The sequence below is a fragment of the Streptomyces sparsogenes genome, from assembly GCF_001704635.1.
In the GTDB taxonomy this organism is placed as follows: domain Bacteria; phylum Actinomycetota; class Actinomycetes; order Streptomycetales; family Streptomycetaceae; genus Streptomyces; species Streptomyces sparsogenes.
The window spans coordinates 1-24,504 of record NZ_MAXF01000118.1 but is presented as its reverse complement, the minus strand read 5'-3'; the positions used below and the strand labels follow the sequence as shown (position 1 = coordinate 24,504).

The 24,504-nt window shown below is 74.2% G+C and carries 17 protein-coding genes; 6 read left to right on the top strand and 11 right to left on the bottom strand.

Annotated elements, in window-relative coordinates:
* Positions 1-78: 78 nt before the first annotated feature.
* The 3 genes from pucD to BBH68_RS24350 are packed head-to-tail and all read right to left on the bottom strand — an operon-like array spanning position 79 to position 3,961.
* Positions 79-2,508: a xanthine dehydrogenase subunit D gene (pucD, locus tag BBH68_RS24360; protein WP_065965630.1), complete on the bottom strand. Its 2,430-nt coding sequence runs from the start codon at positions 2,506-2,508 to the stop codon at positions 79-81.
* On the bottom strand, positions 2,505-3,071 hold the full coding sequence (locus BBH68_RS24355) for a (2Fe-2S)-binding protein (protein ID WP_065965629.1): 567 nt from the start codon (positions 3,069-3,071) through the stop codon (positions 2,505-2,507). The genes pucD and BBH68_RS24355 overlap by 4 nt, the downstream gene beginning before the upstream one ends.
* The gene (locus BBH68_RS24350) at positions 3,062-3,961 is read right to left on the bottom strand and encodes an FAD binding domain-containing protein (protein WP_065965628.1); all 900 of its coding nucleotides are present in this window, start codon (positions 3,959-3,961) and stop codon (positions 3,062-3,064) included. The genes BBH68_RS24355 and BBH68_RS24350 overlap by 10 nt, the downstream gene beginning before the upstream one ends.
* A gap of 268 nt (positions 3,962-4,229) precedes the next feature.
* Between BBH68_RS24350 and BBH68_RS24345 the strand changes: the two genes are divergently transcribed.
* Complete coding sequence (locus tag BBH68_RS24345) at positions 4,230-6,098, top strand: PucR family transcriptional regulator ligand-binding domain-containing protein (protein WP_065965627.1); 1,869 nt, start codon at positions 4,230-4,232, stop codon at positions 6,096-6,098.
* Between the two features lie 205 nt (positions 6,099-6,303).
* Positions 6,304-7,101 carry a hypothetical protein gene (locus tag BBH68_RS24340; RefSeq protein ID WP_065965676.1) on the top strand — a complete coding sequence of 266 codons (798 nt, stop codon included), beginning with the start codon at positions 6,304-6,306 and terminating at the stop codon, positions 7,099-7,101.
* A 116-nt stretch (positions 7,102-7,217) separates the two neighbouring features.
* Here the strand turns inward: BBH68_RS24340 and BBH68_RS24335 are convergent, their stop codons facing one another.
* Positions 7,218-7,916 (bottom strand): GntR family transcriptional regulator, encoded by a 699-nt coding sequence (locus tag BBH68_RS24335; RefSeq protein WP_065965626.1) that lies wholly within the window; start codon positions 7,914-7,916, stop codon positions 7,218-7,220.
* 356 nt (positions 7,917-8,272) lie between these two features.
* Here BBH68_RS24335 and BBH68_RS24330 point away from each other — a divergent pair, with 356 nt between their 5' ends.
* On the top strand, positions 8,273-9,376 hold the full coding sequence (locus tag BBH68_RS24330; RefSeq protein WP_065965625.1) for a DUF2637 domain-containing protein: 1,104 nt from the start codon (positions 8,273-8,275) through the stop codon (positions 9,374-9,376).
* 218 nt (positions 9,377-9,594) lie between these two features.
* Here BBH68_RS24330 and BBH68_RS24325 read toward each other — a convergent pair whose 3' ends face one another.
* Positions 9,595-10,077, bottom strand: coding sequence for an ATP-binding protein (locus tag BBH68_RS24325; protein WP_065965624.1), 483 nt, complete (start codon positions 10,075-10,077; stop codon positions 9,595-9,597).
* A gap of 151 nt (positions 10,078-10,228) precedes the next feature.
* On the opposite strand from BBH68_RS24325, the gene BBH68_RS24320 reads away from it, so the two are divergent.
* Complete coding sequence (locus BBH68_RS24320) at positions 10,229-13,423, top strand: alpha-mannosidase (RefSeq protein WP_065965623.1); 3,195 nt, start codon at positions 10,229-10,231, stop codon at positions 13,421-13,423.
* A 42-nt stretch (positions 13,424-13,465) separates the two neighbouring features.
* On the opposite strand, the gene BBH68_RS24315 is transcribed toward BBH68_RS24320, so the two are convergent.
* The 5 genes from BBH68_RS24315 to BBH68_RS24295 all read right to left on the bottom strand — a co-directional run bounded on the left by BBH68_RS24315 (position 13,466) and on the right by BBH68_RS24295 (position 21,674).
* Positions 13,466-15,208: a pyruvate dehydrogenase gene (locus BBH68_RS24315; protein WP_065965622.1), complete on the bottom strand. Its 1,743-nt coding sequence runs from the start codon at positions 15,206-15,208 to the stop codon at positions 13,466-13,468.
* Between the two features lie 178 nt (positions 15,209-15,386).
* Positions 15,387-16,523, bottom strand: a complete 1,137-nt coding sequence (locus tag BBH68_RS24310; protein ID WP_065965621.1) for a protein phosphatase 2C domain-containing protein — start codon at positions 16,521-16,523, stop codon at positions 15,387-15,389.
* Between the two features lie 53 nt (positions 16,524-16,576).
* Positions 16,577-18,016, bottom strand: coding sequence for a dihydrolipoyl dehydrogenase family protein (locus BBH68_RS24305; RefSeq protein ID WP_104531393.1), 1,440 nt, complete (start codon positions 18,014-18,016; stop codon positions 16,577-16,579).
* Between the two features lie 145 nt (positions 18,017-18,161).
* Entirely contained in the window at positions 18,162-19,289 is a 1,128-nt protein-coding gene (rsgA, locus tag BBH68_RS24300; protein ID WP_065965620.1) for a ribosome small subunit-dependent GTPase A, read from the bottom strand.
* 342 nt (positions 19,290-19,631) lie between these two features.
* Complete coding sequence (locus BBH68_RS24295; RefSeq protein WP_065965619.1) at positions 19,632-21,674, bottom strand: spermine/spermidine synthase domain-containing protein; 2,043 nt, start codon at positions 21,672-21,674, stop codon at positions 19,632-19,634.
* Between the two features lie 164 nt (positions 21,675-21,838).
* Between BBH68_RS24295 and BBH68_RS24290 the strand changes: the two genes are divergently transcribed.
* On the top strand, positions 21,839-22,462 hold the full coding sequence (locus BBH68_RS24290; RefSeq protein WP_065965618.1) for a hypothetical protein: 624 nt from the start codon (positions 21,839-21,841) through the stop codon (positions 22,460-22,462).
* A 5-nt stretch (positions 22,463-22,467) separates the two neighbouring features.
* On the opposite strand, the gene BBH68_RS24285 is transcribed toward BBH68_RS24290, so the two are convergent.
* Positions 22,468-23,763 (bottom strand): YihY/virulence factor BrkB family protein, encoded by a 1,296-nt coding sequence (locus BBH68_RS24285; protein ID WP_065965674.1) that lies wholly within the window; start codon positions 23,761-23,763, stop codon positions 22,468-22,470.
* Between the two features lie 209 nt (positions 23,764-23,972).
* Here BBH68_RS24285 and BBH68_RS24280 point away from each other — a divergent pair.
* Positions 23,973-24,504 (top strand): GNAT family N-acetyltransferase (locus BBH68_RS24280; RefSeq protein ID WP_065965617.1); only part of this gene is annotated, 532 nt, incomplete at its 3' end.

Below are 24,504 nucleotides of genomic sequence, written 5' to 3'. Positions count from 1 at the left end.
CTGGCGGGCGGGCCCTCTTGTGCCCCTCGCGCCCCTTGCACCCTTCGCGCCCTTTTGTGTCACCTCTACCCACAACCGTCACGTGCCTGTCAGGTGTTCCGGCCGGACGGGGACGCGCCCCAGCCGCAGGCCGGTCGCCGCCCGGATCGCGGCGACCACGGCCGGGGTCGAGGAGAGCGTCGGGGCCTCGCCGACCCCGCGCAGCCCGTACGGAGCGTGGTCGTCGGCCAGCTCCAGCACGTCCACCGGGATGCTCGGCGTGTCGAGGATGGTGGGGATCAGATAGTCGGTGAAGGACGGGTTGCGCACCAGCGCCCCGCCGGAGACCTGGATCTCCTCCATGACCGCGAGCCCGAGCCCCTGGGTCGTACCGCCCTGGATCTGGCCGACGACGGCCAGCGGGTTGAGCGCCTTGCCGACGTCCTGGGCCGCCGCGAGTTCGACCACCTTGACCAGGCCGAGTTCGGTGTCCACGTCCACGACGGCCCGGTGGGCGCAGAAGGAGTACTGGACGTGGCCGAAGCCCTGCCCGGTCTCGGGGTGGAAGGGCTCGGTCGGGCGGTGCCGGAACTCCCGCTCGATGTCGATCGCGTCCCCGCCGAGGATCTCGGCGAGGTCGCCGATCACCTCGCCCGCCCCGGTGACCACCTTGCCGCCCTCCAGCAGCAGTCCCGCGTCGCCCGCCCAGCCGGGGTGCCGGTGGCCGAACCGCTCCCGCCCGCGCCGGAACACCTCCTCGCGCACCGCCTCGCAGGTGTGCTTGATCGCGCCGCCGGTCATATACGTCTGGCGGGAGGCGGAGGTGGAGCCCGCCGAGCCGACCCGGGTGTCGGCCGGGTGGATCACGACCTGGGTGACGCCCAGCTCGGTGCGGGCGATCTGGGCGTGTACGGTCACACCGCCCTGGCCCACCTCGGCCATGGCGGTGTGCACCAGGGCGACCGGCTCCCCGCCCAGCACTTCGAGCCGCACCCGGGCGGTGGAGTAGTCGTCGAAGCCCTCGGAGAAACCGACGTTCTTGATGCCGACCGCGTAGCCGACGCCGCGCACCACGCCCTCCCCGTGGCTGGTGTTGGACAGCCCGCCGGGCAGCCCCCGTACGTCCACGGAGCCCCCGGCGTCCGCCCAGGGGCGCTCGGGCGGCAGGGGGCGCTCCTTGACCCGGCGCAGCAGCTCGGCGACCGGGGCCGGGGAGTCGACGCGCTGGCCGGTCGGCATGACCGTGCCCTGGGACATGGCGTTGCGCTGCCGGAACTCCACCGGGTCCAGGCCCAGCTCCGCCGCCACCGCGTCCATCTGCGCCTCGTAGGCGAAGCATGCCTGTACGGCGCCGAAGCCGCGCATGGCGCCGCAGGGCGGGTTGTTGGAGTACAGCGCGAGTGCCTCGATGTCGACGTTGTCCACCGCGTACGGGCCGATGGACAGCGAGGCGGCGTTGCCGACGACCGCCGGGGAGGAGGAGGCGTACGCGCCGCCGTCGAGGACGATGCGGCACCGGACGTACAGCAGCTTGCCGTCGCGGGTCGCGCCGTGCTCGTAGGCGAGCTTGGCGGGGTGGCGGTGGACATGGCCGAAGAAGGACTCGTACCGGTTGTAGGCGATCTTGACGGGCCGGCCGGTGCGCAGCGCCAGCAGGCACGCGTGGGCCTGCATGGACAGGTCCTCGCGGGCGCCGAAGGCCCCGCCGACGCCGGACAGGGTCAGCCGGACCTTGTCGGCGGGCAGGCCCAGGACGGGGGCGAGCTGGTCGCGGTCCACGTGCAGCCACTGGGTGGCGATGTAGAGGTCGACGCCGCCGTCCTCGGCGGGCACGGCGAGACCGGACTCCGGGCCGAGGAAGGCCTGGTCCTGCATGCCGACCTCGTAGTCCCGGCGCACCACCACCTCGGCGCGGGCCTCGGCGGCGGCGACGTCGCCGCGCCTGATGGGCTGGCGGTGGACGATGTTGGGGTGCGGGACGCCGCCGGCGTGGCGGTCGGCGCGGCCGGGGTGGAGCACGGGCGCGCCGGGCGCGGTGGCCGTGGCCTCGTCGGTGACCAGCGGCAGCTCGGCGTACTCGACCTTGATCCGGGCGGCGGCGCGGCGCGCGGTCTCGGGGTGGTCGGCGGCGACGATCGCGACGGCCTCGCCGTGGTAGCGGACCCGGCCGGCGGCGAGCACGGGCTGGTCGCGGATCTCCAGGCCGTAGTGGGTCTCGGCGGGGAGGTCGGCGTACGTCATGACGGTGTGCACGCCGGGCATGGCCAGCGCCTCGCCGATGTCGATGGAGCGGATCTCGGCGTGGGCGTGCGGGCTGCGGAGGGTGAAGCCCCACAGCATGTCCTCGTGCCACAGGTCGGAGGAGTACGCGAACTCGCCGGTGGCCTTGAGGGTGCCGTCGGGGCGTGGCGTGGACTCGCCGATGGTGCCCTTGGCGGTGGCGCCCTGGCGCAGCTCGGTGGCGGTTCGGGCGGGAGCGCGGCCGGATGTGGAGGTGGAGGTGGTGATGCGGTCGGTGTCCATGGTCATGGCCTCGTCTCCGCGCCGCGCGCGGCGGCCAGGCGCACCGCGTCGAGGATCTTCTCGTAGCCGGTGCAGCGGCACAGGTTGCCGGAGAGCGCCTCGCGGATGTCGGCGTCGGAGGGGTCGGGTTCGCGCTCCAGCAGCTCGTCGGCGGCGACGAGCAGTCCGGGGGTGCAGAAGCCGCACTGGATGGCGCCGGCGTCGATGAAGGCCTGCTGGACGGGGGCGAGCGGGGGCGGCTGGACGGGTGGCTGCGCGGGTGTCCCGTCGCCCGCCGCCCGCTCGCTCCGGGCCCCGGCCGCCGCCCCGTCGCTCCGAGCCCGCGCGTACTCCGCCAGGCCCTCCACCGTGACCACCTCGCGGCCCTCGGCCTGACCGGCCGCCACCAGGCAGGCACACACCGGAACCCCGTCGAGCCGGACCGTGCAGGAGCCGCATTCTCCCTGCTCACAGGCGTTCTTGGAGCCCGGCAGGCCCAGCCGCTCGCGCAGCACGTACAGCAGCGACTCGCCCTCCCACACCTCGTCGGCCTGGTGCCGCCGCCCGTTGACCGTGAACGTCACGCGCACTGTGCGCCTCCTCCGGTGATGGCCCCGCCCTCGCGGAACGCCTCCCAGGTCCAGCCGAGCGTGCGGCGGGCCATGACGGACACCGCGTGGCGGCGGTACGCCGTGCTGCCGCGCACATCGTCGATCGGGTCGCAGGCGGCGGCGCACAGCTCGGCGAACCGCCCGGCGATCGACGGGGTGACGGCCCGGCCGCCGTCCCAGTGGCCGCCCTCGGCGAGGGCGGCGTTCAGGAAGTCCTCGGCGGCGCGCGCCCGGACCGGGGTGGGCGCGGCCGACCCGATGCCCGTCCGCACCGTACGGGTGCGCGGATGCAGGGCGATCGCGAACGCGCAGACGGCGATGACCATGGCGTTGCGCGTGCCGACCTTGGAGAACGCTTGCGGTCCGGTGGCCTTGCGGATGTGGATCGCCCTGATCAGCTCGTCGTCCGCCAGGGCGTTGCGCTTCACGCCGGTGTAGAACTCCTCGACCGGGATCAGGCGGCTGCCGCGCACCGACGCCACCTCCACCTCGGCCCCGGCGGCGAGCAGCGCGGGGTGCGCGTCACCGGCCGGGGAGGCGGCGCCGAGGTTGCCGCCGACGCTGCCCCGGTTGCGGATCTGCGGCGAACCGACGGTGCGCGCGGCGAGCGCCAGCCCCGGCAGCTCGCCGGGCAGCCGCTCGATGATCCGCGCGTACGGCACGCAGGCGCCCAGCCGCACGGTCTCCGGGCCGGTCTCCCAGGTGTGCAGCTCGGGGATGCGGCCGAGGTCGAGGAGGTGATCGGGGCGCCGCCGGTCGAAGTTGAGCTCGACCATGACATCGGTCCCGCCCGCGAGCGGCACGGCGGTGGGGTGCGCGGCCTTCGCGGCGAGCGCTTCGTCCCACCTGGCGGGGCGGAGGAACTCCATGGGCGTCCCTTCTCTCCGGTCTCTCCGGGGTGTGTCCCCCAGCACTCTGCTCTTCGGCTCTCCCGCCGGGCACGCGGCTTGCCGCCAGTAGACCGAGGTATGGGCCACCTGGTGCAGTCACCGAAGACATGAAGCGGTTGGCTGGCCGGCGGGCGGGTCTTGTAGATTCGAACGAAAGACGGGGAGTGGAAAGCTCGGCGGTAGCCACCGAAGCGGCGAGGACTGCGAGGACTTCCACCGGCGACACACGAGGATTGCTGGCGACGACATGCGGTTGCGCGCACTGCTGGAGACCGACGCCCTGGGGCTGCGCCTGCTGGGCGGCGAGGAGGAGCTGGACCGCACCGTGCGCGGCGTGATGACCACCGACCTGCGCGACCCGAGCCGCTATCTGTCCGGTGGCGAGCTGGTGCTGACCGGTCTGGCGTGGCGGCGGGAGCCGGATGACTCCGAGCGGTTCGTACGGATCCTGGTGGAGGCCCAGGTCGCCGGGCTCGCGGCGGGTGAGGCGGAGCTGGGCTCCGTGCCCGAGGACCTGGTGCTGGCCTGCGCGCGGCACCGGCTGCCGCTGTTCTCGGTGGTGGAGGACGTGGCGTTCGCGTCGATCACCGAGTACGTGGTGCGCCGGGTCTCCGGGGAGCGGGCCGGGGACCTGGCGGCCGTCGTGGACCGGCACCGGCGGCTGATGACCTCGGGGCCCGCGGGGGGTGGCCCGGAGGTCGTGCTCGACCTGCTCGCCTCCGACCTGGACCTGCCCGCCTGGGTGCTCTCCTCCACCGGCCGCCGGATCGCGGTGCCGACCGTCGCGGCGTCCGGTGGCCCGGCGGCCGCCGGGCCCGGGGGCGCGGGGACGGTGGGCCCCGGGGGCGCGGGGGCGGTGGGCCCCGGGGGCGCGCCCGAGCTGCCGGCCGCGGTCCGCGCCCAGCTCGCGGGCGAGCACCTGGCCGCCCAGCGCTCCGGCCGGCGCGGCCCGCACCGCGTGACCGCCGCCGACGGCGCCACGTACTCCCTCTTCCCGATCCGCGGCAGCGACCGCGGCCCCGCCGGCTCCGGGGACGTGCGCGAGACCGTGCTGTCCGATTGGCTGCTGGTGGTCGGGGCGGACGCCGGCGACTGGCCGGAGGAGCGGCTTGACCTGCTGCACGGCGTCACCCAGCTCATCGCCGTGGAGCGGGACCGCAGGGACGCCGCCCGCACCGTACGGCGCCGGCTGGCCCAGGAGGTGCTGGAGCTGGTCCAGTCGGGCGCGCCGCCCGCCGAGGTCGCGGCCCGGCTGCGGGTAGCCGCCCCCGTCCTGCTGCCGGGCCTGGGCACGGCGCCGCACTGGCAGGTGGTGGTGGCCCGCGTGGAGTGGGAGGGCGAGGCTCCCCCGGCGCCGGGCGGCCCGGTGGCCCAGTCGCTGCTCGAAGAGGTGCTGGTCGACCCGGAGGCCGGCGGGCCCGAGCCCTCGGACCGGATCGCGGTGGCGCACACCGGCGAGGAGGCGGTCGCGCTCGTCCCGCTGCCCGCGCCGGCCGACGGCGCGGCGGCGGCCCCGGCGGGCGGTACGGCAACTGGTACGGCGAGTGGTGCGAGGGGCGACACCGGCGGCGACACGGCCGCCGGGAGCGGCGGCGCCGAGCGGGCGTACGGCTTCGAGGCCGGGCTCCACGCTGACGCGCTGCTCGCCGCCGTCCGGGAACCGCTCTTCCGGGGGCTGGACGGCGACGGGCGGCTGACGCTCGGCGTCAGCGCCACCGTCCAGTCCGCCGAAGGGCTGCGCGGCGCCCTCGAAGAGGCGCGACACGCCCGGCGGGTCGCCGCCGCCCGCCCGGGCCGGGTCTGCGCGGCGGGCCACCAGGAGCTCGCCTCCCACGTCCTGCTGCTCCCCTTCGTACCCGACGACGTCCGCCGCGCCTTCACCGCCCGGCTGCTCGACCCCCTGCACGACTACGACCGCCGCCACCGCGCCGAGCTGATCCCCACGCTCGAGGCGTTCCTGGACTGCGACGGCTCCTGGACGCGCTGCGCGGCCCGGCTGCATCTGCACGTCAACACGCTGCGGTACCGGGTGGGGCGGATCGAGCAGCTGACGGGGCGTGACCTGGCGCGGCTCGAGGACAAGGTGGACTTCTTCCTGGCCCTGCGGATGAGCTGAGCTGCCGGGCTGAGCTGCTGGGCAGAGCGAACGCGGGTTCGCGGGGGCGGCAGCTCGCGCCTGTCAAGGACTCACCGGTTTTCCAAGTGTTTGTGAATTCATTCACACCGACCCCTTGGCCGGGCCCTCGCATTCATGCTGAGATTCGGATCACAGCTTCCGGCTCGATGGCGCGCTTGGGGAGGGCAATGTGGCGGACACCGCCATGTCACCACCTGGATCGTCGGACTCCGATTCTGATCTCCGTCCGGGTCGCGTGGACGACCCCCTGGACACGGCGGTATGGCGGCTGCGGTCGCGCGGCTGCTGGCACGACGCCGCCGCCCTGCTCGCCCCCCGCGCGATAACCGACACCTCGGCCGCACTCAAGCGGAGCGCGGTGCTGATCGAGCGCTGCATGTACACCTCCGAGGGGTGGGAGGCCGCCGAGGACGCCCTGCGGGCGGCGGAGGCGCTCGCCCTCACCGACGACGAGCGGGGCGCCACGGCCTGCGAGCGCGGCTACCTCGCGTACGCCGCCACGCTGCTGGGGGCGCGCGACCGCGCCGACGAGGCGCGCACCGCGCTCGGGCGCGCCGCCGCGCTGCTCGGCCCCGGCTCGCCGACCCGCCCGCTGCTCGACTTCCGCCGCGGCCTGATCGCCCAGCACCTGTCCCAGAACCCCACCGGCGCCCAGGCCGCCTTCCAGCGCGCCCACGCCGGGGCCGCCAACCACGGCGACGAGCTGCTGCGCTCGTTCACCTGGCGCCACCTCGCCGCGATGGCGGAGCAGGAGGGCGAGGTGGTCGAGGCCCGGCGCGGCTTCGCCGAATCGCTGCGCATCCGGGAAGAGCTGGGCTATCTGATCGGCATCGCCCCGGCCCTGGCGGCCCTGGCCGAAGTGGAGGAGGAGCCGGAGGCCACCCGCCTGCGCACGGAGGCGGTCCGCCTGGTGCGGCTGCTGGGCGGCGTCCCGGTGTGGCTCGCCGACCAGTTAGCACGCACCCCCTCCACGCCGGCGTGACCGAGGCCCCGCTGCCCTTAGGGCTCGGTTCGCCTCCGCCTCTTCGCTTTCCCGGCGATCCGCCTTCTCCGGAAGGGGTGGGGTGGGGGAGGCTCGGGCGCCGGCGCGCGCGAGCGTCAGTCGCCGCCGTTGAAGTGGTCGCGCACCAGGGACTCGACCGCGTCGAGATCCCGCTCGGTCAGCGCGTCGAGCAGGGCCGTGTGTTCGGCCGCGTCGGCGATGAGGTCGGCGGTGCGGACGATCTGGCCGCCGACCAGGGGCCACTGCGCCCGGCGGTGCAGTTCGTCGGCCACGACGACGAGCTGCTGATTTCCGGCCAGGCTGAGAACCGCCTGGTGGAACGTGCGGTCCGCCTCCAGGTACGCCGCGCGGTCCCCCTTCGCCGCCGCCGCGGCCGTCGCCTCGGCGAAGGGCCGCAGCCCCGCCCAGCGCTCGGGGGCGATCGCCTCGGCGAGGCTGAGCATCACGGGGACCTCCAGCAGCGCCCGGACCTCGGCCAGCTCGGCCAGCTCGCGCGCGCTGCGCCGGGCCACCCGGAATCCGCGGTTGGGCACCACCTCGACGGCCCCCTCCCCCGCGAGCTGCTGCATGGCTTCCCGTACGGGGGTGGGGGACACGCCGAAGCGCTCGGCGAGGGCCGGCGCGGAGTACACCTCGCCGGGGGCGAGCTCGCCGCCGACCAGCGCGTCCCGCAGGGCGTCCAGGATCTGCCCGCGCACCGAGTGGCGCCGGGGCCGTGGGGTGGTCCCGCCGGGGCAAGGGGTGCCGGGACTTGGGGGCGGCTCCGCCGCCGTTCCGGCTCTGGCCTGCTCCACCTCGGCTCCTCCCGACGTCCGCTGGAAACCATATGCGGAGGTCACGTGAGGTCAAACCCCTCGGACGCCGTATTTAAGGCAACGCTAACGGAACACAGCACAAGGGCGCACATCGAGCACCCTGACGCAAGCTCAGAGACCCGTTTACGCCCGATCGGGTTCCATGAATAGAATGCAAGCCGCTTGCACAGCGCGAGCGTTCGAACCGTATCGCACCTATCCGCGTGTCCCCCCGCCGAATTGGCGGCCTCTTGTCCGGAAACCACTCGGGGCAAGCGAGGTTTGCGCCAAGATGTCGCGCGAGTAGGCCGGGTACTGCGGCCAGAACTTCACGGAAGCCAGGCAAGGGACACCGGATGAGATTGACCGACATATCGAGCTGGGGCCTCCCGGCCGTCGTGGTGCTGGTCGGCGTCGTGGGAGCGGTGACAGTGCTCGCGCGCGGCCGCAACAGCAAGGACGACAACGCCACCACCGACTCCTGGGAGCGCAGCGAGGAGCGCCGGCGGCGCAAGGAGGCCATCTACGGCATGGCCTCGTACGTGCTGCTGTTCTGCTGCGCGGGGGTGGCGGCCGCGCTCTCCTTCCAGGGCCTGGTGGGCTTCGGACGCGAGAACCTCGCCCTCACGAACGGCTGGGAGTACCTGGTGCCGTTCGGGCTCGACGGCGCCGCGATGTTCTGCTCGGTCCTCGCGGTGCGCGAGGCGAGCCACGGTGACGCCGCGCTCGGTTCCCGGCTGCTGGTGTGGCTGTTCGCCGGCGCCGCGGCCTGGTTCAACTGGGTGCACGCGCCGCGCGGCATGGGCCACGCGGGGGCGCCGCAGTTCTTCGCCGGCATGTCGCTGTCGGCCGCGGTGCTCTTCGACCGCGCACTGAAGCAGACCCGCCGGGCGGCGCTGCGCGAGCAGGGTCTGGTGCCGCGGCCGCTGCCGCAGATCCGTATCGTGCGCTGGCTGCGCGCGCCCCGCGAGACCTTCGCCGCCTGGTCGCTGATGCTGCTCGAGGGCGTCCGCACCCTGGACGAGGCCGTCGAGGAGGTCCGCGAGGACCGCAGGGAGAAGGAGCTGAACCGGCAGCGCAGGCGCGAGCAGGAGAAGCTGGACCGGGCCAGGATCCGGGCGCTGAACCGGCAGCACCGCAGCTGGGGCCGGCGTGGTGGCCGTCAGGTGGAGGTCACCGGGTCCTCCCCGCAGCCCGCGCTCACATCGGAGCCTGCCATACCGGAGAACTCGCTGGAAAACTCACCCTCGCTGGAAAAGGGGCAGCTGCCCGCGCCCGCTTCCCGGCCCGCGCTGCGGTCCGCGGGCGACGCTGACGACGCCACCGCCGGAACCGTCGGCGACCGCGCGGCCGAGCGGCCGCGGACCATCGACCTCACCGCCGAGGACGACACGCTCACCATGCCGCGGCTCGACTCCCTCGAGGAGAAGCTCGCGCAGATCGAGCGGGCCTTCGGCTGACCGCCGGGTGGGCGGGACGGGGAGCCGGGCTCCTCTCCCGCCCCCGCCGGACAGGCTCCTCTCCCCCACACCGCGCCTCGAACCTCCGGCGCCGTCTCCCGCGCGCCGCACCTCACCCGCACCGCGCGCCGCACCTCACGCCGACCGCGCGGCGCACCGCGCGCCGCACCTCGCCCCGACCGCGCGCCGAGCCTCGGGGGTGTCTCCCGCGCCGTGCCTCACCCGCACCGCGCGTCGAGCTCGAACCAGACCGCCTTCCCCACGCCGTGGGCCCGCACCCCCCACGCGTCCGCCAGCGAGTGGACCAGCATCAGTCCGCGCCCGGAGGTGCCCTCCTCCGACACCTGGACGCGCGGCGTCGGATGCCGGGAGGCGAAATCCCGCACCTCGACCCGTAATCGGCCGCAGAGCAGGGCCCCCGGACCCGCGCCGAGCGTGGCCGTGAGGTGCGCCCCGCCGTCGGTGTGCACCAGCGCGTTGGTGACCAGCTCACTGGCGAGCAGCTCGGCCACGTCCCTCCGGCCCGGCTCGCCCCAGTGGCGCAGCAGCTCGCGCAGGCCCGCCCGCACCTCCGCCACCCCGGGCAGCTCGCCGCCGCGTAATCGCTTGCTGAGGGCCGGGCCCCGCTCGCTCTCGATGGCCACAGCCCCCGCTTCCGGCCGCCCGGCCGCCCCGCCCCGACGTGCAGGCTGACGCTTCATCCTCCCCCGCCCCGGCCGCCCGTGGCGCGGCCAGCGTCGAATTGTCGTCGAACACGCTCACGGGAATGCTTCCCGCGTGTTGGCGCCCACACACCGCGGGAAGTGATCGGGGTGTTGATCCGCCGAGCGCCGATCCCGAGGAGAGCCGCGCATGCACGACGACCGATCGCTGGTGGAAGGGCGCCTCGACCGGGCGCTGCACCAGTTCATCAGGCCCGCCCAGTACTCGGCGCGCGCCCCGCTCACGCTGTCCGCGTGGCGCACCCCCGGCGAGCCGGTGCCGGTGCGCGACGCGCTGAAGGGGTCCTACGAGCCATTCGAGACCGGCACCGACTGGGGCTCGCCGTGGTCCACCTGGTGGTTCCGGCTCGAGGGGGAGGTGCCCGAGGCGTGGGCGGGACGGCGGGTCGAGGCCGTCATCGACCCCGGCTTCACCGGCGACGCGCCCGGCTTCCAGGCCGAGGGGCTGGTGTACGACGCGGAGGGGGTGCCGATCAAGGGCATCCACCCGCGGAACCGCCACATCCCCGTCGCCGCCCCGGCGGCGGGCGGCGAGCCGGTGCGGCTGCTGCTGGAGGCGGCCGCCAACCCGGCCGTGCTGCGCGACGGCTTCGAGCCGACCCAGCTGGGCGATGTGCTGACCGCCGGGGACCGGCCGCTGTACCGCTTCGCCTCGGCGGACCTGGCCGTGCTGGAGGAGGAGGTCTGGCACCTGGTGCTGGACATCGAGGTGCTGTCCGAGCTGATGCGCGAGCTGCCCGTGGACCGGCCGCGGCGCCACGAGATACTCCGCGCGCTGGAGAACATGCTGGACGCGCTGGACCTCCATGATGTGCCGGGCACCGCCGCGGCCGGGCGCGCCGCCCTGGCCGAGGTGCTCAGCCGCCCCGCCCACGCCAGCGCCCACCGCGTGTCGGCGACCGGACACGCCCATATCGACTCGGCGTGGCTGTGGCCGCTGCGCGAGACCGTGCGCAAGGCGTCCCGTACGTTCGCGAACGTCACCGCGCTCGCGGGCGAGTACCCGGAGCTGGTCTTCGCCTGCTCGCAGGCGCAGCAGTACGCGTGGGTGAAGGAGCACCAGCCGCACATCTGGGAGCGGATCAAGAAGGCGGTGGCGGAGGGCAACTGGGCCCCGGTCGGCTCGATGTGGGTCGAATCGGACGCCAACATGCCCGGCGGGGAGGCGCTGGCGCGGCAGATCGTGCACGGCAAGCGGTTCTTCCTGGAGGAGTTGGGGGTGGACACCGAGGAGATCTGGCTGCCGGACTCCTTCGGCTACACCGCCGCGTTCCCGCAGCTGGCGAAGTTGGCGGGGGTGCGGTGGTTCCTCACCCAGAAGCTGTCCTGGAACCAGTCGAACAAGATGCCGCACCACACGTTCTGGTGGGAGGGCATCGACGGCACCCGGGTGTTCACCCACTTCCCGCCGGTGGACACCTACAACGCCCAGTTCCACGCGAGCGAGCTGGCCCACGCGGAGCGGAACTTCGCCGACAAGGGGCTGGCGACCCGCTCCCTCGTCCCCTTCGGTTACGGCGACGGCGGTGGCGGCCCCACCCGGGAGATGCTGGAGAAGGCGCGGCGGCTCAAGTCACTGGAGGGCTCGCCGCGCGTCGAGATCGAGCGGCCGTCGGCGTTCTTCGCGGAGGCCGAGCGGGAGTACGCGGCCAAGGCGCCGGTGTGGTCCGGCGAGCTGTATCTGGAGATGCACCGGGCCACGTACACCACCCAGGCCAAGACCAAGCAGGGCAACCGGCGCAGCGAGCACCTGCTGCGGGAGGCGGAGCTGTGGGCGACGGCCGCCGCGCTGCGGGCCCCCGGGTACGCCTATCCGTACGAGGATCTTGACCGGATCTGGAAGACGGTGCTGCTGCACCAGTTCCACGACATCCTGCCGGGCTCCTCGATCGCCTGGGTGCACCGGGAGGCCCGCGACACCTACGAGCGGGTCCGCGCCGATCTTGAGCGGATCGTCGCCGCGGCGGTGGCCGCGCTCGGCGGCGCGTCGGAGGGGCCGGTGGTGCTGAACGCCTCCCCGTACGCGCGCGAGGAGGTCGTCACGCTCGACGCGCCGACGGCGGCGGCCCTGCCGCCGGGCGCGCCGGTGCAGCCGCTGGAGGACGGGCGCGCCGCGGTCGCGGTGCGGCTGCCCGCGCTGGGCGCGTCGGCCGTGCACGGCGACACGCCGGCGGCCGGCGCGTCCGAGGTGCCGGTCGGCGCGCTGAGCGACGGGCGCACGATCGTGCTGGACAACGACCTGCTGCGGGTGGTGATCGACGGCGACGGGCTGCTCACCTCCGTGGTGGACCTCGCGGCCGACCGGGAGCTGATCGCGCCCGGCGCCCGCGGCAACCTCCTCCAGCTGCACCCCGACCACCCGAACGAGTACGACGCCTGGGACATCGACCGCCACTACCGCCGGGTCCACACCGACCTCACCGACGCCGAGTCCGTCGAGCTGGTCGAGTCCGGGCCGCTGCGCGCCGCGGTGCGGGTGGTGCGCGTCTTCGGCGCGTCGGGGGCCTCCCGGATCACCCAGGAGATCCGGCTCAGCCGGGGCAGCCGCCGGCTGGACATCACCACCGAGGTGGACTGGCAGGAGTCGGAGAAGGTCCTCAAGGCGGCCTTCCCGCTGGACATCCACGCCAAGGTGTCCACCTCCGAGATCCAGTTCGGGCATGTGGACCGCGCCACGCACACCAACACCAGCTGGGACGCGGCCCGGTTCGAGATCTGCGCCCACCGCTGGCTGCGGGTCGCCGAGCCCGGCTACGGCGCGGCGCTGCTCAACGACTCGACGTACGGCCACGATGTGACCCGTACGGAGCACGCCGTGGAGGGCGCCGGCGCCGGGGAGAACGACGGGGGCGGGGAAGGCGACGGGGGAGGGCGGGTGCTGGGCACCACCGTGCGGCTGACCCTGCTGCGCGCCCCGCACAGCCCCGACCCCGAGACCGACCTCGGCACCCACCGCTTCGGCTACGCGCTGCTGCCCGGCGCCGAGGTGGGCGACGCGGTCGCCGAGGGCCTGGCGCTCAATCTGCCGCCGCGCGCCCTCCCCGCGGGCCCGGTGCTGCCCTCCCTGATCGGCGTCGACCATCCGGCGGTGACCGTGGAGTCGGTCAAGCTGGCGGAGGACCGGAGCGGCGATGTGGTGGTGCGGCTGTACGAGTCGCGCGGCGGGCGGGCGGCGGCCACGCTCACCACCGCCTTCCCGGTGGTCAGCGCCCAGGTGACGGACCTGCTGGAGCGGCCGCTGCACGAGGCGGCCACCGGCGAGGGCGGGCTGGCCCTGAGCCTGCGCCCGCACGAGATCGTCACCCTCAGGCTCACGCCCGCGTAGCGCGGCAGGCAGCAGCGCGGTAGGGAGGCAAGGGGGGCGGGGTCAGGGCCGGGGCAGGTTCCGCAGGTTCGAGCGGGCCATCTGCACCATCCGGCCCACCCCGCCCTCCAGCACGACCTTGCTCGCGGAGAGCGCGAAGCCCGTCACCATCTCCGCCCGGATCTTCGGCGGGATGGACAGCGCGTTGGGGTCGGTGACGACGTCCAGCAGCGCGGGCCCCTTGTAGCGCAGGGCGGAGCGCAGCGCGGCCCGCAGGTGCTTGGGCTTCTCCACGCGCTCGCCGTACGCCCCGGCGGCGCGGGCGATCTCCGCGAAGTCGGGGTTGAGGTTGGTGGTGCCGTACGAGGGCAGGCCCGAGACCATCATCTCCAGCTCCACCATGCCCAGCGAGGAGTTGTTGAAGAGCACCACCTTCACCGGCAGGTCGTACTGGACGAGGGTGAGGAAGTCGCCCATCAGCATGGCGAAACCGCCGTCGCCGGACATCGAGACCACCTGGCGGCCGCGGTCGAGGAACTGGGCGCCGATCGCCTGCGGCACCGCGTTGGCCATCGAGCCGTGGGTGAACGAGCCGATGACGCGGCGGCGGCCGTTGGGGGTCAGATAGCGGGCCGCCCACACATTGCACATGCCGGTGTCGACGGTGAAGATCGCGTCGCCGGCCGCCTCCTCGTCCAGCACCGACGCCACGTACTCCGGGTGGATCGGGATGTGCTTGTCCACCCGGCGGGTGTACGCCCTGACCTTGCCCTCCAGCGCGTCCGCGTGCTTCTTCAGCATCCGGTTCAGGAACTGGCGGTCCGTCTTGGCACGCACCTTCGGCGTCAGGCAGCGCAGCGTCTCGCGCACATCGCCCCACACGGCCAGGTCCAGCTTGGAGCGGCGGCCCAGGTGCTCGGGCCGGACGTCGACCTGCACGGTCTTCACGTCGTCGGGCAGGAACGCGTTGTACGGGAAGTCGGTGCCCAGCAGCATCAGCAGGTCGCACTCGTGGGTGGCCTCGTACGCCGCGCCGTAGCCCAGCAGACCGCTCATGCCGACGTCGTACGGGTTGTCGTACTGGATCCACTCCTTGCCGCGCAGCGCGTGCCCCACCGGGGCCTTCACCCGCTCGGCGAAGGCCATCACCTCGGCGTGCGCCCCGGCGGTGCCGCTGCCGCAGAAGAGCGTCACCCGGTCGGCCGCGTCCACCATCCGGGCGAGCGCGTCGATCTCGGCGTCGCCCGGGCGCACCGAGGGGCGGGTGGTGACCAGGGCGTGCTCCTCCGCCCGCTCGGGCGCCGGCAGCGCCGCGATGTCGCCGGGCAGCGCCACCACGCTGACGCCGCTGCGGCCGACGGCGTGCTGGATCGCGGTCTGCGGCACCCTCGGCATCTGCCGCGGGCTGGAGATCAGCTCGCAGTAGTGGCTGCACTCGCCGAACAGCCGGTCCGGGTGGGTCTCCTGGAAGTAGCCGGAGCCGATCTCGCTGCTGGGGATGTGCGAGGCCAGGGCGAGGACCGGGGCCATCGAGCGGTGCGCGTCGTACAGGCCGTTGATCAGGTGCAGATTGCCCGGCCCGCAGGAGCCCGCGCAGGCCGCGAGGCGGCCGGTGAGCTGGGCCTCGGCGCCGGCGGCGAAGGCGGCGGACTCCTCGTGGCGGACCTGGATCCAGTCGATGGCCGCGTTGCGGCGGACCGCGTCGACCACGGGGTTGAGGCTGTCTCCGACGACCCCGTACAGCCGGCGCACCCCGGCGCGCGCCAGGAGGTCCACGAACTGCTCGGCCACGGTCTGCTTGCCCATCGCGCGCCTTCCGTCCGGGTCGTGGCTCACGCGGCCCAGGGGCGTGCGCGGCCGGTGTGGATACCGGGTCCGTCTGTACGGATCGGTCTGTACGGGTCGGTCTCTACGGGCCGGTCGTACGGGTCCGGCTGTACGGGTGCGGCCGGGCCCTGGCTCCATCAACCCACGGACCGCGCGCTCACGCCTCCCAGACGGCGGCCGCCGTACGGTCGTCGGCGTAGCCCTCGACCCTCGTCCGGGCGTCCGCGAGGAACGCGGCGAGCCCCGGCGGTTCCGCGTCCGTCCAGCGTTGCGCCAGGTGTCCGGCGAGCGCGGGCCGGGCGCGCAGCGGCTCGGCGAGCCCGCCGCCGCACATCAGGAGCACATCGCCCGGGCGGGCTATGGAGGCCCGGAAGCGGAAGGGGACGGCGGGGGCCGGGACGTCGCCCGCGGCCTCCGCCTCCGGCGCCGGTGCGGCGGGCTCCAGGTCCTGCCAGGCGCCCCCACGCAGCCGGAAGAGGCCGCCGTCGCCCGCGCCGAAGACCACGCGGGTACGGCAGTCGGGGTCGATGGGCAGCAGCAGACAGCGCGGCGAGGCGGCGTACTCGGCCGGGTCCAGGCCCAGCTCGGCCGCGCGGGCCCGCAACCGGCCCAGGGCCCGGTCGGTGAGCCGGTGCAGTCCGGACTTGAGCGCGTCGCGGTTCCCGGTGCGTATGTCCTCCACCAGCCGCGCGTGACTGCGGCCGACCGCCCGGGCGATCCACTCGCACACCTCGCGCGCCGCCCGCTGGGCCGCCACGGCCCCCGGCGCCCCGCCGGCGAGCGCCACCAGCACCAGCCCGCCGGGCCCGGCCCCGAAGCGCGCGGTGAGCAGCGCGTCCTGCCGCGGCTCGCCGCGACGACGGGCCGACTCGCCGCGGGAGGAGACGGCGCGCAGCGTGGCGGCTCCACAGCGGGCGCCGTCGAGGACGGTGTCCGGCCCGAGGTCGGCCCACTCGTACGCGTCGGCGCACGGCAACACGCCCGGCTCGAACGCGTCGGCGGGAGGCGGCCCGCCCGGCCCCGGCGCGGGGCCGGGCCGGGGCGGCCGGGTGGGGTGGTGCGGGGCGGGTGGACCCCAGGGGGCTCCGGGGGCGGGGGACGAGGCCGGGGCGGGGACGGGAGGCGGGGAGGGGGTTGGTGCGGGCGGGGGGCCGGCGACCGTGCGGGAGGCGGAGTCGAAACGGTCGTCGACCGAGTCCCCCGCCGTCGCGGGCCCCACGTCGTCGGTGTCCCGGCGGTACAACTCGCCCCACCACTCGTCCTCGTGACCGCGCCGGTCCCCCTGCTGGCTCATGCCCTCCATGGTTCCCCAGCGGACCGCCCACGGGAACCAGGCCTGAGCGGCGTCTACCCCCGATAGGTCTCCAGCAGCCGCAGCCACACCTCGCTGATCGTCGGGAACGCGGGGACCGCGTGCCACAGCCGTTCCAGGGGGACCTCGCCCGCGACCGCCACCGTGGCCGAGTGCAGCAGCTCGCCGACGCCCGGGCCGACGAAGGTGACGCCGATCAGGTGGCCCCGGTCGAGGTCGACGACCATGCGGGCCTGGCCCCGGTAGCCCTCGCCGTAGAGCCCGGCGCCGGAGACCCGGGCGAGGTCGTAGTCGACGACCCGGACCCGGCGGCCGTCGGCCTCCGCCTGGGCGGCGGTGAGCCCGACGGCGGCGACCTCGGGGTCGGTGAACACGACCTGCGGCACGGCTGCGGTGTCCGCGGTGGCCGCGTGGGCGCCCCAGGGGTCGGTCTCCAGCAGCGGCACGCCCTGGGCGCGGGCGCCGATGGCCGCGCCCGCGATGCGGGCCTGGTACTTGCCCTGGTGGGTCATCAGCGCGCGGTGGTTGACGTCGCCGACGGCGTACAGCCAGCCGCCCGGGACGTCCGACACCCGGCAGCTGTCGTCCACCCGCAGCCAGGCGCCCGGTTCGAGGCCGACCGTCTCCAGCCCGATGTCGCCGGTGCGCGGGGTGCGCCCGGTGGCGAACAGCACCTCGTCGGCCTCCAGCCGCTCCCCGCCGGCCAGGGTCAGGGTCACCGGCCCGTCCGGGGTGTCCCGCTGTACGCCGGTCACCGAGGTGCCGGTGCGGACCTGGGCCCCGGCCTCGGTCAGCGACTTGGCGACGAGTTCGCCCACGAAGGGCTCCATGCGCTCCAGCAGGCCGGAGCCCCGGACCAGGACGGTGACCTCCGAGCCGAGCGCCTGCCAGGCGGTGGCCATCTCGGTGGCGACCACGCCCCCGCCGACCACGGCCAGCCGCCCGGGCACGGTGGAGGCGCTGGTGGCCTCGCGGCTGGTCCAGGGCCGGACCTCGGCGAGCCCGGGCAGGCCGGGCAGCGCGGCGTCGCTGCCGGTGCACACGGCGACCGCCTGCCGGGCGGTGAGGTGGTGCTCCTGCCCGTCCGCGCCGGTCACCACGACCCGCTTGGGGCCGGCCAGCCGGGCGTGTCCGCGGACCAGGTCCACGCCGATCGAGTCGAGCCAGCTGACCTGGCCGTCGTCCTTCCAGTGCGCGACGTACTCGTCGCGGCGCCCGAAGACGGCCGCGTTCTCCAGCGGGCCGTCGACCGCCTGCCGCAGCCCGGGCAGACGGCGCGCGTCGGCGCGCGCGATGACCGGGCGCAGCAGCGCCTTGCTGGGGATGCAGGCCCAGTACGAGCACTCGCCGCCGACCAGTTCGCTCTCCACGATCACCGTGGAGAGCCCGGCGGCGCGGGTCCGGTCGGCGACGTTCTCGCCGACCGGTCCCGCGCCCAGGACGATGACGTCGTACTCTTCCGTGGCGGCCATCATGCAACTCGCTCTCTTCCCGGCTCCGGCGTCCGGCCGGGCTTTCGGTTCCTTGGGCCATCCTGGCCCCAAGTAACCGGTGCGGGCCACATGAACCACGGGTCCGCAGGTGGATCCGAGGCGTGCCGGATCCACCCGGGAGCAGCGGTTACGGCTTGCGCATCGGGCCCCGCTTGCGTTCCATCATGTGCCGCCCGAGGGCCTGCCGCTGTTTGAAGGTCCGCCGCAGCTCGGCCCGCAGCCGCTCGTCGGTGCGCGCCGCGAGGCGCTGGTTCTCGCGCAGCAGCTTGCGGTAGCTGTCCAGGCGGCGTTCGGGCAGGGTGCCGTCCTCGATGGCGGCGAGCACCGCGCAGCCCGGCTCCGCCTGGTGGGCGCAGTCGTGGAAGCGGCACTCCTCGGCCAGCGCCTCGATCTCCGAGAACGCCTGCGCGACGCCCTCTCCGGCGTCCCACAGCCCGACCCCGCGCACCCCGGGCGTGTCGATGAGGACGCCGCCCGACGGCAGGGGCAGCAGGTCGCGGGTGGTCGTGGTGTGCCGCCCCTTGCCGTCGCTGTCCCGGACCTCCCGGACGTCCTGCGCCCTCTCGCCCAGCAGGGCGTTGGCGAGCGTGGACTTGCCGGCGCCGGACTGGCCGAGCAGCACGGAGGTGCCCGAGGCGAGCACGGCGCCGAGCACGTCGAGTCCCTCGCCGGCGGTGGAGCTGACGGTCAGCACCTGCACGCCGGGCGCGGCGGTCTCCACGTCGGACACGAGGTGGGCCAGCGTCACGGGGTCGGGCACCAGGTCCGCCTTGGTCAGCACGACCATCGGCTGGGCCCCGCTCTCCCAGGCCAGCGCGAGGAACCGCTCCAGGCGCCCCAGGTCCAGCTCGGCGGCGAGGGAGACGGCCAGCACCGCGTGGTCGACGTTCGCGGCCAGCACCTGTCCCTCGGAGCGCTGCGACGACGTGGACCGCACCACGGCGGTCCGGCGCGGCAGCAGGGCCCGTACGTACCGGGGGTCGCCTGCCGCGTCCACCGCGGCCCAGTCCCCGGTGCACACGACCTTCATCGGGTCGCGGGGGACGACGAACTCGGTGTCGGCGCGCACGGTGCCCTCGGCGGTGAGGACGTCGCACAGACCGCGGTCGACCCGTACGACACGCCCGGGCACCAGCCCCCGCTCGGCGTGGGGGGCGAACTCGGCCTGCCACCCGTCGTCCCATCCGTATGCGGTCAGCGGTCGCGGCGAGGCGGAGAAATCGGAGGAGGAGGAAGAAGAAGGAGAGTGGTTCAAGGGGGACCCTTCGCAGGGCGGCCCCGACTGTCGCGCGCGTGGGCGCGGAAGGTGTTGAGAGAAGGTCAGCCGGTGGCCACGGGAGTGGGATTGATGAACTCCTGGAAGCGGGCAGCGCCCATCGCGACAACAGCCATCGTTCACACCTCCCGGGTATCGCTCGGTCCGACACAGCACATCACGGGGCGTCACAGGACGTCCCCGGGTGTCCCGAGCGCCGCTCGGAACGCGCTCACTGTAGCCCGGGCGCCACGGCCGCGCCACGCGTTTTTCCGCCGGTGAGGTCGCCGGGCCCGCGGCCGACGCCGCGCGTTCACCCGGGCCACTGCTCGGGGGCGCTTCTCAGGGACGTGCGGTGGGCTCCGCCGTGCGCTGTTCGACGGGCCCGGGCGAGCCCGGGCCGCGGCGGGTGAAGCGCATGGCGACGCACGCGCCCGCGTACAGCACGGCGACGACGAGGAGCAGCGCCTGGTACCCGGTGACGAGCGCGAGGTATTCGAGGGTGCCGCCGGTGAGCGCGCCCAGCAGGTTGGCCCCGAAGGCCGCCGTGGGGTCGGGGGCGGCGGCCAGGCGGTCGGAGAAGATGACGTTGGCGAAGAAGATCGGGGCGAAGGCCAGGGCGATCGCCGCCGCCAGGCGCGCGGCGAAGGGCAGCCCGAGCACCAGGTGGGTGGGGACGAGCCAGGACACGGCGAGGGTGGCGAACAGCAGGAGTTGCAGCGCGGGCTGGTTGACCCGGCGCATCCGGCGCCGCGCCTCGACCCCGCACAGCACGGCCAGCATGACCCCCGCGAAGACCACGGCGTTGACCAGCCAGGTGGTGCCGAAGTAGAGGGCGAAGCCGATCACGTTCTTGGTCTCGAGCAGCATGAAGGCGGCACCGAGCAGGAACGTGTCGGTGTACTTGAGGGTGCGCCTGATCCGGACCCCGGTCAGCCGCACCGACACCATGGTCACGAGCAGGATCGCGCCGAGCACCCCGAGGTAGAGGCTGGGGATGGTGCGGTGCAGCAGGTACGGGAAGGGATGGTCGTCGGTGGCGGCCGCGGGCACCTGGCCGGAGGGCCGCCAGGTGCTGCCGCACCGCTGGTCGCCGGGGGTGACGCCGGCCACCAGGATGGCGGCCTTCTTGCCGCCGTAGTGGGTGATGCAGGGCGCGTGTCCGAAGACCCCGGCGAGGGTGGAGCCGTAGCGGTCGATGAGCCAGTTCTGCCGGTAGTAGTTGTACATGGCGAACGCGCCGCCGGGGGCCAGGTGGCGGTGCGCGGCCTCGAACGCCTGCCGGGTGAACAGATAGCTCTCCAGGCGGAGGTTGCTGGCCCCGGACACCAGGGTCAGGGAGTCCGGCAGCGCGAGGACCACCAGGTCGTAGCGGGCGTCGGTGCGCTCGAGGAAGGCCCGGCCGTCGTCGATGTGGACGTGCACCCGGGGGTCGTCGTACGGCCGGTCGGGGTGCAGGTCGGCGCCGATCTCCCGGAGCCTGGGGTCGATCTCGACGGCGTCCACCCGCCGGGCGCCGTGGGCGAGCGCGACGGCGACGTCGTTGCCGTTGCCCGCGCCGATGACCAGGACGCGGCGGTGCGGGTTGGCCGGTGTCTCCCGGTAGGGCTCCTCGTACGGGGAGTCGGAGCGCCGCAGCACCTTCAGCGGCGCGATGCTCTGGTGCGGCACCCCGTTGGCGGAGATCTTGTAGTCCCGGCTGCCCGTGGTCGGACGCTTGACCTCGATCTTGTAGTACGGGGACCAGGAGATGCCACTGGCCATCGACTCCAGGGTCAGCGCCGCCACCATGACGGCCAGCGGCACCGCGTACCGGACGGTGTGGTGCCGCCCGCCCAGGACCAGCAGCGCCGCCGCGGCGAGGACCCCCCACACCACGGACGGGGCGCGCAGCCAGGACAGCGCCGCGAAGGAGAGCGACCCGCACAGCGAGCCCAGCAGGTCGTAGCGGTAGGCCTCCAGCGACGGAAGCTGCCGGAACAGGTCCGCCGTCATCTTGCCGATCGCGGTCATGATGAGCGCGACGAGGCCGAACAGGATGGGCAGGGTCACCCACTGGGGCAGGCCGGTGGTCTTCACGGCCGTGAAGTAGATGACCTCCCCGCTGGTCTGCCGTACCTGCACGGGGAACTCCCGCACCAGGACGACGAGGACGGCGAGCGGCACGGGCGCCCAGCGGGGCAGCCACTGGCCGCGCCCGGCGGGGATCAGGAACCCCAGACCGATGCCGAGGAACGAGCCCAGCAGGATGAAGTTGGAGAAGTAGCTGAGGTGGACGATGTTGGCGCCGGTCCACCTGATCAGCGCCAGCTCGACAAAGAGCATGGTGGCGCTGGCGAGCAGCAGCCTCGGGCGCACGTTCCGCGTTCGGGCGCTGTGGTCCATGCCTGGAGACGGTGTCATCTGAGCGGGGGCAGGTCGAGCACCCCGGGCGGCAGGTGGGCCACCTGCCACGCGCCTGTCACCCGATGGGCCCAGCCGGGGTGTCGGCGGGGCATGACACCGTGGAACCTCCGTTCGAGCACAGACGCGGTGATGGAGGGCGCGGCATGGGGATGTCCGGTTTGTGGCTGGTGGGGGCGCTGGACGACGCGGACGTCGCGGAGCTCGCCCCGCTGGCCTCGCCCGCCATCGAGGCCACGGCGGCGCGCTCGTCGGCCGTGGGGTCCTGGTGGCGCTGGGAGCGCGACGCGGCGCGTGGCGGTGGCGCGGTGCCGGTGCGGCGCGAGGACGGCTACACCACCGAGGAGGCGCTGCACCTGTACAACATGGTCGGCGACTCGGCCTTCGACGCCATGGACACCACGGGGAAGCTCCACGTCATGAACTGGTGGGACCGGATCGACGGCGACACGGTCCAGCCGTTCGTCGAGTCCGTGCGCAAGGCCAACCCGGTGGCCGCCCTCTTCCACGGCCTGGGGCCGGAGCGCGCGGAGAAGCTGCCCGGCTGGGCCGGGGACGCCGTGGTCACCGCCGGCGAGGTGCACCGCCTGCTTCCGGCGGTCGAGGCCGCGCTCGCCGTGGCCGGTGCGGAGCGTGAGCGGGTGCTGGCCCGGATCGACGACTGGCCGGGCGAGGAGGACGGCGCGGCGCTCCTGGACGGGCCGCTGCGGGTGTGGCGCCAGGCGGCGGAGGCCGGATTGGGGCTCCTGGCCTCCCGCGTCTGGATCTGACCCGCCTAGCCGGGGCGGGCGTCGGACCGGTTGTCGCTGCGGCTGCCGGGTTGGCTGCCGGGCCGGCCGTCGGTCCGCCCCTCGAAGCGTGCGTCGGGGCGGGCGTCGGGCGCGGGGTCCGTGGAGGCGCCGTTCTGGGCCGCCGGTGGCTCCTGCGGGGGCTTCTTCCCGCCGTTCTCCGGCGTGCGCGACCCCTGCCGCGGGGTGCGCCGGTGATGCAGCCGGGACCGTATGTCGGCGTGCGGCAGGAACTGCGCCCAGCGCTCGGGGAACTCCGAGGGCGGGGTGATCTCCGCCGCCCCGTCGTCCGCCGTGCGCTGCTCCCTGGCCCGCTGCCTGGCCAGTTCGTCCCGGGCCCGGGCGGCGGCCTCGGCGCGCCCGGCGGCGGTCGCCACCGACGGCCAGACCCGGTCGATCGCGGCGTTGACGGCCGCGCCGACGAGCACCGCGAAGGCGGACACGCCGATCCACAGCAGCACCGCGACGGGCGCGGCCAGCGAGCCGTAGATCGTCGGCCCCTCGACGGTGTGGATCAGGTAGATGCGCAGCAGGAAGCTGCCGAGCACCCATATCGTCAGGGCGACGAGCGCGCCGGGGATGTCCTCCCGCCAGGGCGAGCGCACCGGTACGGAGACGTGGTAGAGGGTGGTGAGGAAGGCGACGGACAGCAGGATGACCACGGGCCAGTACAGGATCCGTACGAGGTCCCCGCTCGCGGGCACCAGCGACACGACGGTCTCCGGGCCGATCACCATCAGGGGCAGCGCCACCGCCCCGATGACCAGCGCGACCAGGTAGAGGAGGAAGGCCAGCAGCCGGGTCCTGACGATCCCGCGGCGGCCTTCGAGCCCGTACATGATGGTGATGGTGTCGACGAAGACGTTGACCGCGCGCGAACCGGACCACAGGGCGATGCCGAAGCCGAGCGAGATCACATCGGGCCGCCCGCCCTCTATGACGTCGTCCAGGAGCGGCCGGGCGATCTCCCTGACCCCCTGGTCGGACAGGACGGTCCCCGAGGCGTCGAGGATGTTCTGCCGGATGGTGGCCACGGTCTCGGTGCTGGTCCACGCGTCGAAGTAGCCGAGGAGCCCGATCAGGCCGAGGAGCAGCGGCGGCAGCGACAGCAGGGTGAAGAAGGCGGCCTCGGCGGCCAGGCCGGTGACCCGGTACTCCATGCAGGAGTTGACGGTGTCCTTCAGCAGCAGCCAGGCCATCCTGCGCTTGGACACATTGCGGTACAAGGCGCGGGCCTTGTGGAGCCGGCCGGACGGCTTCGACGGTTCTTTCCCTGGCTGCACCTTCTCACGGTATCCGCCCGGGGCCGGCCGGGGGCGCACGGTGTTTCCCTCCGTGGCCGGCCGGTGACCGGCGGAGGGGATGCCGCGCCGACTCGGTACCGCCCTCCGCCGCTCCCACTGTCCGCGCGGCGTACAGCCGTACGCAAAGGTTGCGCGGCGTTGCAGCCTCGCCCGTGGGGTGAGGTCCGGGCCGTGATGAGATGTGGCGCATGAGCATCACGGTCACCACCTGGTCCCTGGAGCAGACCTCGCCCGCGGACCTCGCCCCGGCCCAGGAGCCTCCCGCCTCCGCGGGGGTGCGGATCGTCCGGTCCGAGATCCCCTCGCCGGAGTTCAGCCGTTTCCTCTACGGGTCCGTCGGCGCGGACATCGCGTGGACGGACCGGCTCGGGTGGAGCCTCGAGCAGTGGCGCGGGTGGCTGGAGCGACCCGGGCTCGAGACCTGGGTGGCGTACGAGCGCGGCACCCCGGCCGGGTACATCGAGCTGGAGGGGCAGGAGGAGGGCGTGGTCGAGATCGTGTACTTCGGGCTGCTGCCCGCCTTCCGCGGCCGGCGCATCGGCGGGCACCTGCTGAGCCGGGGCACCGCCCGGGCCTGGGACCTGGCCGAGCGGTGGCCGGGGCGGCCGCCGACCAAGCGGGTGTGGCTGCACACCTGCAGCAAGGACGGGCCGTACGCGCTGGACAACTACCGGCGGCGGGGGTTCCGGGTCTTCGACACCAAACTCGACACCCGACCCC

Bases quoted from the DNA above. Each gene is read 5' to 3' on its own strand.
- BBH68_RS24310 (WP_065965621.1), bottom strand. From the start codon at position 16,523: ATGAGCCAGCAGGGGGACCGGCGCGGTCACGAGGACGAGTGGTGGGGC.
- BBH68_RS24345 (WP_065965627.1), top strand. From the start codon at position 4,230: ATGCGGTTGCGCGCACTGCTGGAGACCGACGCCCTGGGGCTGCGCCTG.
- BBH68_RS24305 (WP_104531393.1), bottom strand. From the start codon at position 18,016: ATGATGGCCGCCACGGAAGAGTACGACGTCATCGTCCTGGGCGCGGGA.
- BBH68_RS24330 (WP_065965625.1), top strand. From the start codon at position 8,273: ATGAGATTGACCGACATATCGAGCTGGGGCCTCCCGGCCGTCGTGGTG.
- BBH68_RS24325 (WP_065965624.1), bottom strand. From the start codon at position 10,077: ATGAAGCGTCAGCCTGCACGTCGGGGCGGGGCGGCCGGGCGGCCGGAA.
- BBH68_RS24350 (WP_065965628.1), bottom strand. From the start codon at position 3,961: ATGGAGTTCCTCCGCCCCGCCAGGTGGGACGAAGCGCTCGCCGCGAAG.
- pucD (WP_065965630.1), bottom strand. From the start codon at position 2,508: ATGACCATGGACACCGACCGCATCACCACCTCCACCTCCACATCCGGC.
- BBH68_RS24340 (WP_065965676.1), top strand. From the start codon at position 6,304: ATGTCACCACCTGGATCGTCGGACTCCGATTCTGATCTCCGTCCGGGT.
- BBH68_RS24290 (WP_065965618.1), top strand. From the start codon at position 21,839: ATGGGGATGTCCGGTTTGTGGCTGGTGGGGGCGCTGGACGACGCGGAC.
- BBH68_RS24315 (WP_065965622.1), bottom strand. From the start codon at position 15,208: ATGGGCAAGCAGACCGTGGCCGAGCAGTTCGTGGACCTCCTGGCGCGC.
- BBH68_RS24295 (WP_065965619.1), bottom strand. From the start codon at position 21,674: ATGGACCACAGCGCCCGAACGCGGAACGTGCGCCCGAGGCTGCTGCTC.
- BBH68_RS24320 (WP_065965623.1), top strand. From the start codon at position 10,229: ATGCACGACGACCGATCGCTGGTGGAAGGGCGCCTCGACCGGGCGCTG.